General features: G+C 71.8%; 10 protein-coding genes and 1 pseudogene. 8 read left to right on the plus strand and 3 right to left on the minus strand.

Features of this window, described 5'->3' with window-relative positions; translation table 11 throughout:
• Nucleotides 1–27: 27 nt before the first annotated feature.
• A complete protein-coding gene (locus JFN87_RS16130; RefSeq protein WP_209340759.1) occupies nucleotides 28–936 on the plus strand; it encodes a LysR family transcriptional regulator in 909 nt (302 codons plus the stop codon).
• Nucleotides 937–972: 36 nt separating this feature from the next.
• On the opposite strand, the gene JFN87_RS16135 is transcribed toward JFN87_RS16130, so the two are convergent.
• Nucleotides 973–1,743 carry an oxidoreductase gene (locus JFN87_RS16135; protein WP_209340760.1) on the minus strand — a complete coding sequence of 257 codons (771 nt, stop codon included), beginning with the start codon at nucleotides 1,741–1,743 and terminating at the stop codon, nucleotides 973–975.
• 46 nt (nucleotides 1,744–1,789) lie between these two features.
• On the opposite strand from JFN87_RS16135, the gene JFN87_RS16140 reads away from it, so the two are divergent.
• The 5 genes and pseudogenes from JFN87_RS16140 (at nucleotide 1,790) to JFN87_RS16155 (ending at nucleotide 8,166) form a co-directional block, all read left to right on the plus strand.
• Entirely contained in the window at nucleotides 1,790–2,245 is a 456-nt protein-coding gene (locus JFN87_RS16140) for an MmyB family transcriptional regulator (RefSeq protein ID WP_307865473.1), read from the plus strand.
• A gap of 85 nt (nucleotides 2,246–2,330) precedes the next feature.
• Nucleotides 2,331–3,020 (plus strand): TetR/AcrR family transcriptional regulator, encoded by a 690-nt coding sequence (locus tag JFN87_RS16145; RefSeq protein WP_307865474.1) that lies wholly within the window; start codon nucleotides 2,331–2,333, stop codon nucleotides 3,018–3,020.
• 239 nt (nucleotides 3,021–3,259) lie between these two features.
• A pseudogene (locus JFN87_RS34540) lies at nucleotides 3,260–4,756 on the plus strand (DHA2 family efflux MFS transporter permease subunit); the annotation flags it as partial.
• A 246-nt stretch (nucleotides 4,757–5,002) separates the two neighbouring features.
• On the plus strand, nucleotides 5,003–6,016 hold the full coding sequence (locus JFN87_RS34545) for an MSCRAMM family protein (protein WP_372449237.1): 1,014 nt from the start codon (nucleotides 5,003–5,005) through the stop codon (nucleotides 6,014–6,016).
• A gap of 329 nt (nucleotides 6,017–6,345) precedes the next feature.
• Entirely contained in the window at nucleotides 6,346–8,166 is a 1,821-nt protein-coding gene (locus tag JFN87_RS16155) for a GAF domain-containing SpoIIE family protein phosphatase (RefSeq protein ID WP_245179927.1), read from the plus strand.
• A gap of 100 nt (nucleotides 8,167–8,266) precedes the next feature.
• Here the strand turns inward: JFN87_RS16155 and JFN87_RS16160 are convergent, their stop codons facing one another.
• Nucleotides 8,267–8,554: a hypothetical protein gene (locus JFN87_RS16160; RefSeq protein ID WP_209340763.1), complete on the minus strand. Its 288-nt coding sequence runs from the start codon at nucleotides 8,552–8,554 to the stop codon at nucleotides 8,267–8,269.
• Nucleotides 8,555–8,651: 97 nt separating this feature from the next.
• On the opposite strand from JFN87_RS16160, the gene JFN87_RS16165 reads away from it, so the two are divergent.
• Nucleotides 8,652–9,176 (plus strand): TetR/AcrR family transcriptional regulator, encoded by a 525-nt coding sequence (locus JFN87_RS16165; RefSeq protein ID WP_209340764.1) that lies wholly within the window; start codon nucleotides 8,652–8,654, stop codon nucleotides 9,174–9,176.
• 75 nt (nucleotides 9,177–9,251) lie between these two features.
• Complete coding sequence (locus JFN87_RS16170) at nucleotides 9,252–10,154, plus strand: SDR family NAD(P)-dependent oxidoreductase (RefSeq protein ID WP_209340765.1); 903 nt, start codon at nucleotides 9,252–9,254, stop codon at nucleotides 10,152–10,154.
• Nucleotides 10,155–10,254: 100 nt separating this feature from the next.
• Here the strand turns inward: JFN87_RS16170 and JFN87_RS16175 are convergent, their stop codons facing one another.
• Nucleotides 10,255–10,815 carry a barstar family protein gene (locus JFN87_RS16175; RefSeq protein WP_245179904.1) on the minus strand — a complete coding sequence of 187 codons (561 nt, stop codon included), beginning with the start codon at nucleotides 10,813–10,815 and terminating at the stop codon, nucleotides 10,255–10,257.
• Nucleotides 10,816–11,268 lie beyond the last annotated feature (453 nt).

Raw genomic sequence — 11,268 nt, forward strand, 5'->3', positions numbered from 1 at the left:
CTGCCGCCGCGGGAAGGGACGGAGCCGATGAGCCTTCGCCAGTTCGAGTACGCCCTCGCCGTGGCCGAGGCCGGCTCGGTGACGGCGGCCGCCGAGTCGCTGCACGTCGCACAGCCGTCGGTGTCGCAGCAGATCCGCGGCCTCGAGCGGGAGCTCGGCGTGACGCTGTTCGCCCGCACGCCGGCCGGTCTCGTGCCCACCGCCGTGGGACGCGCGTTCCTGCGGGACGCGGAGGTCGCGTTGCGGGCGGCCCGGCGGGCGAAGGCGACGGCGCGGGCCGGCGCCGCCGAGCTGGAGGGCGAGCTGGTGGTCGCCGTGCAGATGGGCCTCGGCACGCGGCAACTCCCGGGCGCGCTGACCGCGTTGCGCAGCCGGTTCCCGCGCCTCGAGATCACCGTCTTCGAGGAGGCGAACCCCGCCGAGCTCGAGCGGCTGGCGCGCCGTGGCGTGGTCGACGTCGCCCTGATGGCCGGGCCGTGCGGTGAAGAAGACCTGTACGAGGGTCATCACCTCGGCGACGAGGAGTTCGTCGCCGTGCTCGGCCCCGAGCGCGCCCAGCTCGCCGGCCGCCGGGTCGAACTGTGCGAAGTGGCCCGGGAGCCGTGGATCAGGTTCGACCACGACAGCGCGCTCGACGGCGTGCTGCGGGACGTGCTCCGCGCCAACGGCCTCGCCCCGGCCACCGTCGCCCGCGTCTCCCAGACGGCGACGGCGGTGCGCTGGGCCGCCCACGGCCTTGGCGTGACGCTCGTCCCTGCCTCCGCCGTGCCTCCAGGCTTCGAGCACCTCACGCGCCCAGTGCTCCCCGCTGTCTCCGTACCCGCCGTCGCCGCTATCCGACCGGGCGCGGGCCCGGCGGAAACGGCCCTTCTCGAATTCCTGCGCCAGGAAACCTGGCACTACCGGGAAAGCGACCGGGAGAGCGACCGGCTCTGAATTCTTTGTTCGGGCCTTTCCGTCCCTTCGGTGGTGTCAGGCCGCGGGGAATTCGCCGCCGTCGACGGCGAGGTTGCGTCCGGTCAGCCAGCTCGCACGGTCCGAGACGAGGAACAGCACCGCCTCCGCGATGTCCTCGGGCCGGCCGTCGCGTCCCAGGGGCGGGGCGGTGTTGTCCTGGCCGGGGCCCTCGCTCAGGCGCGCCCACTGCTCGCGCGTCGCCTCGCCGCCGGGCGTCGCGGTCCTGCCGGGGGAGACCGCGTTGACCCGGACCCCGAACGAGGCCAGCTCCAGGGCCAGTCCGCGGCTGTAGTTCTCCAGCGCCGCCTTTGCCGCCGTGTAGTGCAGGAACGGCGGCGCCGAGGTGGGGACGGCGGCCGACGAGACGTGCACGACCGCGCCCGAGCGCCGTTCGCGCATGCCCGGGGTCAGCAGCGAGTCCAGCCGCACCGACGCAAGGAAGTTCAGGTCCAGTTGGTCCTGCCACTCCTCGTCGGGGATGGCCCCGGCACTCGGGAACGGCAGCGCCCCGCCCGCGTTGTCGACCAGGATGTCCACCCCGCCGAGCGTTTCCCGCGCGGCCGCCGCGAGCGCCTCGGCGCCGGCCCGCGTCCGTACGTCGGCCTCCACGAAGGCGGCACCCTCGGGAACCGTGCTCGCCTTCGACCTGGCGGTCGTGAGCACCTCGGCGCCCGCGTCCAGAAGCCGGCGCACAATGGCCGCGCCGATTCCGCGTGAACCGCCCGTGACCAGAGCCCGCTTTCCCGCGAGTTCCCGCATTTCCGTTTCATTCTTCAATTCGGTCATGCCGTTGACCGTAGGCCGGGTGAAGAATGAGAGGCAAAGACGAAAAGTGAGCAGACGGCATAGGGATTTCCTATGGCTGCCGCATCTCCTGCTCCCACCAGCCGCGCGTGTCGACGTCCGCCGCGTCCGCCAGCGCCTCCAGTTCCGCGATCTCCCCGTCGGCGCCGCCACCGCCGCCCTGCTGCGCGCCGAGGCCGGGCGCGAGCCCCGCGACCGGGCGCTGCGCGAACTCGTCGGCGAGCTGTCCACCCTCAGCCCGGAGTTCCGCGGCCACTGGGCCGCGCACGACGTCCTGACGCGCCACGACGGCATCAAACGGCTCCAGCACCCCGGCGCCGGGCACCTGGAACTGACCTTCCAGTCACTCGACCTGCCCTTGCCGGGCCGGACGGTGCACGACCTGATCATCTACACCGCCGAGCCCGGCACCGCGTCCGAGGAGCGGCTGGGGCTCCTCGCCGTCGAGGCGGCCACGCGGCAAACGGACCCGCGGCGTGCGTAAGAGTACGTTTGCGTTTCGATAAGCGACGTTCTACGCTCTCAAGAGTACGAAGCAGTTTCGCTGGATCGCGGGATCAGGCGATCTCGTGACCGGATCCGGACGGACGGGCGGGGTGACGATGCGGATGGCCAGGACGACCGGGGTGCCGCCCATGGACGCCCCCCAGGACGAGAAGACAGGTGCCGCGGAACGCGGGCCCTGCGTCCGCCCGAGGCGCAGCCGGCTCTCCGCCGAGCGCGAGGCCGAGATCTACGGTGCCGTGCTGGCGCTGCTGTGCGAGGTGGGGTACGAGGCGCTCACGATGGACGCGGTCGCGGCCAGGACGCGCGCCAGCAAGGCCACCCTCTACCGCAAGTGGCAGGGCAAGCCCCGCCTGGTGGCGGCCGCGATCCGGCACAACAGGCCCTTCGACTTCGAGGGGCTCGACACCGGTTCCCTGGCCGGTGACCTGTACGAACTGACCACCCGCATCGGGCAGGCCAAGAAGGACACGGACCTGGTCCGTGCCGTCGTGCCCGCGGTGAGCAAGGACACGGGCCTCGCGGAGGCCTTCCGTGACCTCATGCAGCAGGACCGCTCGGCGATCGACGCGCTCTTCGAGCGCGCCGTACGGCGCGGCGAGGCCGCCGCCGACTGCCCCGCGCGCCCCTACCTGCCGCACCTCCTGCTGGGTTCCGTGATCGCCCGGTCCCTCATCGACCTGACGGAACCGGACGCCGCCTTCCTCAAGCAGTACGTGGACGCCGTGATCCTTCCCGCGCTGAGACAGCGCTGATCAGTGCCGATACGGCGCTGATCGGCCGGTCGGCCACCACCGCAGAACACCAACGCACAACACCAGGCCACAACACCACACCACACCACACCACACACCGCCGGTTCGGCGCTGAGCCGGCGGGCACACGGAGCCGTCACACCGTCCGTCCCACCGTCTGTCCCACGTGCCAACGGCACGCGTGAGGTACGCCCACGAACGCCCGGACGACGCGCTTCCGTTCGCACCATCCGAAACACCTGGAGGACCCGGTGTCTACCCCTTCCGTCGGCGTACGTGCCGACACCGCCGCCCCAGCGGGGCCCGGCGGCGCCACCGTCGGCGAGGCGCCGCAGCACTCGGCCCGCCGCTGGTGGGCGCTGGCCGTCATCGGTCTCGCGCAGCTCATGGTGGTGCTCGACGCGACCATCGTGAACATCGCCCTGCCGTCCGCCCAGCACGACCTGGGCTTCGACAACAACGGCCGCCAGTGGGTCATCACGGCGTACTCGCTCGCGTTCGGCAGCCTGCTGCTGCTCGGCGGGCGGCTGGCCGACCTCGTCGGCCGCAAACGCATGTTCATCATCGGCCTGATCGGCTTCGCCGGCGCGTCCGCCCTGGGCGGCGCGGCCGACGGGTTCACCATGCTGGTCGTCGCGCGAGCGCTCCAGGGCATGTTCGGCGCCGTACTCGCGCCGTCCGCGCTGTCGCTGCTGACCACGACGTTCACCGACCCGAAGGAGCGGTCGAGGGCGTTCGGTGTGTTCGGTGCGATCGCCGGTTCCGGCGGCGCCATAGGCCTGCTGCTCGGCGGCGTGCTCACCGAGCACCTCGACTGGCGCTGGACCCTCTACGTCAACGACGCCATCGCCGTCTTCGCCGTGCTCGGCGCCGTCTTCTTCATCCACGGCGCGCGCCCCGCCAACAGGCCCAAGCTCGACCTGCTCGGCACGCTGCTCGTGGCCGCCGGCCTCTTCGGCGTCGTGTTCGGCTTCGCCAACGCGGAGACGCACGACTGGAGCGAGTGGATGGTCTGGGCGTTCCTCGCCGCCGGCGGTGTGCTGCTCGTGCTGTTCACCCTGTGGGAGACCCGCGCCAAGCACCCGCTGCTCCCGCTGCGCGTGCTCGCCGACCGCAACCGCGCCAGCTCGTACGCGAGTGTGTTCATCTCCGGTGCGGGCATGTTCGGTGTCTTCCTGTTCCTGACGTACTACCTGGAACAGACGCTGAAGTACTCGCCGATCCAGACCGGCGTGGCCTTCCTGCCCATGATCGGCGTGCTGATGGTCATGGCGCAGATCTCGACCAACCTGCTGATCCCGCGGATCGGCCCGAAGCCGGTCGTCCCGGTCGGCATGGGCGTGGCAGCCGCGGGCCTGGTCTGGCTGACCCACCTCGACCTCAACAGCACCTACGCGGCGCACGTGCTGCCCGGGCTGCTGCTGGTCGGCTTCGGCATCGGCCTGGTGATGCCGCCCGCGATGAGCCTGGCGACCCTCGGCGTCGCACCGCGCGACCAGGGCGTGGCGTCGGCGACCGTGAACACCATGCAGCAGATCGGCGGTTCCATCGGCACCGCCCTGTTCAACACGATCGCCGCCACCGCGGCCGCCAACTACGCGAAGGACCACATCGGCGACCAGGACGTGCGTGTCCAGTCGGCGCTGCACAGCTACTCGAGCGCCTACTGGTGGGCGGCCGCGTTCTTCGCGGCGGGCCTGATCGTCTCGGCGATCTTCTACCGCAAGGGACGTCCGGCAGCCTTCGCCCAGTCCGAGAAGGCCACGTCCGAGAAGGCCACGTCCGAGCCGCCGGACGACGAGGCGCCGGCCGCAGGGCCGTCGGCCCAGGAGACCGGCGAACCGGCGGGGGAGCGGACCCTCGCGTCCGTCGCGGCCGTCGAGTCCGCGGCGTCCGCGGCGTCCGCCGCGTCCGCCGGGCAGCCCGCGTACCACCCGGCCCACCACGCCAAGGGCACCCCGACGGCCGCCGAGGCACCCGGCGTGCTCGGCCACGTCCTGGACGCGGCGGGCCGCCCGGTGTCCTACGCGTCCGTCACGCTGATCGACTCGGCGGGCCGCCAGCTCGCCCGTACCGGCGCGGGCACGGACGGCGCGTACGTCCTGGCCGATCCGGGGCCCGGCACGTACGTCGTCATCGCCTCGGCGTCCGGCAGGCAGCCGCACGCGGTCACCATCAGCCACCACGGCACGCCGGTCACCACCGACCTGCTGCTGCGCGGCGCGGGCGGCCTGACGGGGACGGTGCGCTCCGCGGGCGGCACGGCGGTGCCGGGCGCGCTGGTGGTGGCGGCCGACGAGCGGGGCGACGTCGTCGCCACGGCCACAGCGGACGACTCCGGCGCCTACGCACTGCCCGAGCTGACGCCCGGCGCCTACACCCTCGCGGTCAGCGCCGCGGGCCACCAGCCGGGCGCACTGCCCGTCGAGCTCGGCGACGGCAGCCACGCACTGCAGGACATCGAACTGCGGCCCGCCGCGCACATCCGCGGCATGGTGCGCAACGCGGACGGCGCGCCCCTGCCGGACACGCGGCTGACGCTGATCGACACCGCGGGCAACGTCCTGGCGCACCGCGTCACGGACGAGGACGGCGCGTACGCGTTCGCGGACCTGCCGACCGGTGGCTACACGGTGGTGGCCAACAGCTACCCGCCGAACGCGACGACGTTCACCCTGCCCAGCGGCATGCGCCGCACGCAGGTGGACATCGAGCTCAGCCACGAGCCGGCACCGGGCGACGGCTACGCGCCGGCGCCCGTGGCGGAGGCCGAGGCCGAGCCCGCGTCTGGGCCCGCGCCCGCGTTCGCGCCCGCGCCCGCCCCGACGCCGACGGACGGCAACGGAGACGGATCCGCGTCGGCGAATGGGTACAGGCCCGCGCCGTCGTGGGCGAACGGCAACGGCAACGGCTACGTGGACGAGGTGGACGGCTACGGGCCCGAGGACCGGCGCCCGTCCGCCGCCGACGAGTTCCAGGACCGCCCGGCACGCTGAGGCCGCCCTGGGCAGTCGCCCCGGGCAGCCGCCCGCGCCCGCGTTCGCGTCCGCCCACGAACCGCGCCCGGACACCACTCGGTGTCCGGGCGCGGATGCGTCTGTGCCCCGGTGGCGGATTCGCCGCGGACCGGGCGGCGTCCGCTCCGCCGTCCGGCGGGACGGTGGCGGGTGATCTACGATTCCCTTTGGGCCGCAAGCGCCGGAAGGCGAGATCGCGGGAGGTCGGTGTGGTGCGGAGCACGGGGGCCGGTGAGCCCGGCGCGCCCGGCCCTGGGCGGCTGGAGGCGCTGCGGCTGGCAGGCCTGTCCGCCGCCGCCGACGAGGACATGGACCGCTTCGCGCGGCTGGTGGCCCGCCTCCTGGGCGTCCCGGTCGCGCTGGTCTCGCTGCTCGAGGAGGACCGGCAGGTCTTCCCCGGCATGGTCGGCCTCGCCGAGCCGTGGGCGAGCAGCCGCGAGACGCCCCTGTCGCACTCGCTGTGCCGGCACGTTGTCGACTCCGGGCGGCCCCTCGTCCTCCCGGACGCGAGGGTGGACGTCGAGCTGTGCACGAGTCCCGCCATCCCCGACCTGGGCGTCATCGCGTACGCGGGCATGCCGCTGACCGACGCGGCCGGACACGTTCTCGGCTCGCTGTGCGCGATCGACGACCGGCCACGAGAGTGGGGCGGCGCCGATCTGACCGGCCTGGAGGACCTGGCCGCCGCGTGCTCGGCGGCACTGCGGCTGCGGATCCTTACGCAGCAGACCCTCCAAGAGCGGGCATCGGCGGAGAGCACCGGCGCCATGGCGCGCGCGGCGCACAGGCGGGCGGAATCCGCACGCCGGGCTGCCGAGTCCGCCCACCGGGCCGCGGAAGAGGGCCGCCGCGAGGCGCAGCAGCTGGAGCGGCGGGCCCGACACGGCATGGAGCAGGCCGAACTGCTCCTGCGCGCCTCGGAGGACCTGGCGCAGAGCATCGGCGTCGGTGATGTGCGACGGCGATTGCACGGCCTGTTCGGGGAGCAGGGCCCCTACGTGGGGCTGCTGGTCGCCGAGGAGCACGGTCTGCGCCGCGTGTACGACCCCGACGCGGACCAGGCGATCGTGGACGAACCCGGCCACCTCGCGGCGGACGACGACTTCCCCACCGCGCGCGCCTTCCGTGAGCGGCGTGCCGTGCTCGTGCCGGACCGGGAGACCTTCGCACGCGACTACTCCGCCGGAGCCCTGGCCGGCCTGGACGCCCTGGGCGCCACCACGGCACTGTGCCTGCCGCTGCAGGGCAGCACGGGCACGGTCGGGGTGCTGACGCTGTGCTGGCGCGATCGTCACGACGTCACCCTCATCGAACGGGCCACGTTCACCGCCGTGGCCGGTTACGTGAGCCAGGCCGTGGAACGTGCGCTGTTCGTCGAGGAACGCGTCTCGGTCGCACGTCAACTGCAGGCCGCGATGCTCACCGAGCTGCCGGTAGTGGAGGGCCTGGAGATCGCCGCCGTCTATGTCGCGGCGGCCGCGGGGGACATGGTCGGCGGCGACTGGTACGACGCGTACCCGCTGCCCCCGGCGACGCCCGGCGGCGCGGCAGGACTCGCGGTGACCGCGGGGGACATCACAGGACACGACACCCACGCGGCCACCGTCATGGGCCAGGTCCGCAGCATGCTGCGCCAGGCCACGTTCGACCACCCGCCCTACGGCCCGGCCGCCGCGGTGTCGGCACTCGACCAGGCCACCACCGTCCTCGGCCTGGAGCCGGGCGGCACGCTCGTCCACACCCGCCTTGAACCGGCGGCGGCCGGCGCATGGGCACTGACCTGGTGCAACGCCGGTCATCCCGCGCCCCTGCTCATGCCCCCCGGCGGGTTGGCGCAGCGCCTGGTGGAGCACGGTCCCATGGTCCACCCGGTCATCGGAACGCCGGCTCGCTCCGAGCAGGCGCGCCACCTCGAACCGGGCGCCCTCCTGTTCCTCTACACGGACGGCGTCGTGGAACGCCGGGGGCAGGACATCGACGAGGCCATCGACACGCTGGCCGCCCTGGTCACCGGGCACGGGCACCGCCCGCTGCCCGAACTGCTCGACACGGTCGTCAAGCACGTCGCGGCCCCGGTCGAGGACGACATCACGCTGATCGCCGTCCGCGTAAGCCCGGACGGCCCCTGACGACACGGCGCGCACGGCGCACGGCGCGCTACTCGGCCTCCTGGAGCAGCCGCTCCGTCACCCGCACACGCGTCCGGGCGCGTATCCAGCCGAACAGGCCTCAGCCGAGGCCGCGATGGGCGGCCCACAGAGACCCGGCGCGGCCGGCGGCGTCCGCGATCAGGGAGGCCAGTTCGGGCCTGTCCGGGACGGGGAACGAGACGTAGGCGCCCCGGCCACCGGCGACCGGCCGGCCGTAGGCCTTCGCGGCGAGCCGGCCGTCCGGAAGCAGCCGGATGTTGAGCGTGGTCAGCGTGAACGCCTCATCGCGTCGAGTATCCGTCCAGCGGAGCGCCTCCGGGATCGTGACATTGATTGCCAGGGCACTCACTTCGGGGTCGCTGCTCATGGACGGATGATCTCATGGCGCATTTGACTGACTGGCCACTCTCCTACATGCTGTACTCATGCCCAGGCCGAGAAGCGACGACAAGCGAACGGCGATCATGACCGCCGCCACCCGGATCATCGCTGCTCAGGGGTTGGGTGCGGCGACGGCGGCCATCGCGAAGGAGGCCGGCGTCTCGAACGGGTCGCTGTTCACCTACTTCGACACCAAGGCCGATCTGATCAACCAGCTCTACCTGGAACTGAAGGGCGAGATGGGGTCAGCCGCACTCGGAGGAGCGCCCGCCTCCGACGCGCGCACCCAGATGCGGCACATGTGGTCGCGATGGATGGACTGGGCGACGGTCAACCCCCAGAAGCGCCGCACGCTGGCGCAGCTACAGGTCTCCGACGAGATCACGGCGGAAACCCACGAGGCCGCGCGCCTGGCCATGACGGGCATGAGGGATGTCTTCGAGCGCAGCCGGGCGGACGGCCCGATGCGCGATGCCCCGGCGACCTTGGTGTTCGCGCTGTGCAACGCCCTGGCCGAGGCGACCATCGACTACATCATCGGCGACCCGGATCGTGCCGACGAGCACAAGCGGTCCGGTTTCGAAGCGCTCTGGCGAATGATCGGCTGACCCGTTCCGGGTTCATGCCCTGCAACCAGGCGCGACCATAAATGACTGTCCAGTCAGACAATCAAGAGGTGCATCATGTCCGCCAAGGCCTACGTCATCACCGGCCCGACCTCGGGCTTCGGCCGCCGTACCGCCCTCGAACTGGCCAAGCACGGCACCGTCGTGCTGGTCGGGCGCGACGCCGCCAAGCTCGACGAGGTACGCAGAAGCATCGAAGGCAGAGGTGGAGAGGCCGTCCCCGTCGTGTGCGATCTCTCGGACCTGACGAGCGTGCGACGCGCCGGGGCCCGGATCGTCGAGCTCGGCCTCCCGATCACCGGCGTACTCAACAACGCCGGCATCTTCCCCAGCCTCTCCGGTACGAACGCCCTCGGCTGGGACATCGCCTATGCGACCAACCACATCGGGCCCTTCGTGCTCACCGAGACGCTCGTGCCCCACCTCGCAGACGGCACGCAGGTGGTGTTCATCGTCTCGGCAGTGGAGGACCCGGAGCGCAAGCCCGCCACCATGGCCGGTTTTCGCGGTGCCCGGTACGTCTCCGCCGAGGCGAGCGCCCGCGGCGAGTGGAAGCCCGGCGGCTCGAAACTGCCCGGCGCGGACGCCTACGCCACGTCCAAGCAGTGCAACCTGGCCACGGTGCTCGCCTTCGCCCGCGAGACACCCCGCCTGCGCTTCAACGCCATCGAGCCCGGCTTCGCCCCCGGCACGAACCTCGGCCGCGACGCCAACCCGTTCGTCCGTCTGCTGTTGAAGTACCTGCTCTCGCCGCCGGCCCCGCTCATCAAGTACTGGAGCAACCCGCGTACCGCCGCCCGCGTGATCACCCGTGTACTCACCGACGAATCGGACGCCACCGGCGCCTACTACGACGAGAGGGGACGTCCCATGCGGGGTTCCGCGCAGGTGCATGACCCGGCGTTCAACGCCCGGGTGGTCGCCGAGACCCGCGAATTGCTGAGGGCGGTTCCGGCATGAAGGGTTACGAAGTCAGCGGGCGTCCTCTGCCGCCCTGCCCCCGGACGACTGGCCCGTCCGAAGAACGTTCCTCACGCCGAAGCCTGGGCGCAACGGCCTGTCAGCGAAGGATGACGCTGACGCCACCTCCCTCGAAGATCTTCAGGAGCAGGTCGAACAGTGAGATATCGCCATCGCCGTCCGGCACGCGCTCCACCAACCGTGCCCTGGCCTCGGACGAGGACTCCCAGTGCAAGGTGAACGGGGCGGTGGCGCCCCAACCGCCGCTCAGGCACTCATCCAGAGCGTCGAGGTTCCAGCCGAAATATCCGCCGGGCCCGTTGATGGCCTCGCCGATCGCACAGTAGAAGGTGTTTCCGTCGACGATGCGCCGGCCGTCCAGGGTGAACACCTGGCCCGCATCAGCGTCAGGCCTTCCCGAGCGGCGGTACTCCCGGGACCACAACGCCACCGAGAGCCATGCTCGTCTGCCCCTTGAGGTGAGTTCGTGCCACATGCCGACGCGGTTCAGGCGACCCGCGCGGACCAGGTCCCACACGTGCTCCGCTCCGGGTAGGGCGTTCTCGCACCACAATGCCAGTGTGAGATCGACGAGGCCGCCACCGCTGGCCGAAGGCTCGACGTCGATGACGGTGACTTCGTTGACGAAGTAAGACCCCATGGTCGCCCCTGCACCGTCGAGGAGCTTGAGCCAGGCGTTCCCCGCAACGGCACGACGACTCCCGGCGTGGTCAACGCACCTCAGTAGGCCACCCTGCGGGCGGCAACCAGCGAGACGCACTCGGCGCGCTCCCTGACCGTCCGGCAGCGGTGTGAACAACCCCTCGGCCTCGTGAGCAGTGCCCCAGAAATCGGTCTCGTGCTCATCCGAGGTCAACGCATACTTCTGCCGCTCGCCGCCCTGCCCTGATGTTCGCATTGTACCCCCATGAACGCGTTGGGTGAGCTGTCTGCCCGGCGCACCGTCTCGCCGTCCCGCCGTCGCCGAGCCCTCTCTGTCAGCCTTGGGTGAGACGTTCCGCTTCGGCGGGTTAGCCTGAGAGGGCACGACAGGAGAACCACCCCTCATGACCAGCACCAAGCCCGCCGGATCCGATCCGGCTCCCAGGCCGAA

Origin of the sequence: Streptomyces montanisoli, from assembly GCF_017813245.1 — a bacterium.
Lineage (GTDB): Bacteria > Actinomycetota > Actinomycetes > Streptomycetales > Streptomycetaceae > Streptomyces > Streptomyces montanisoli.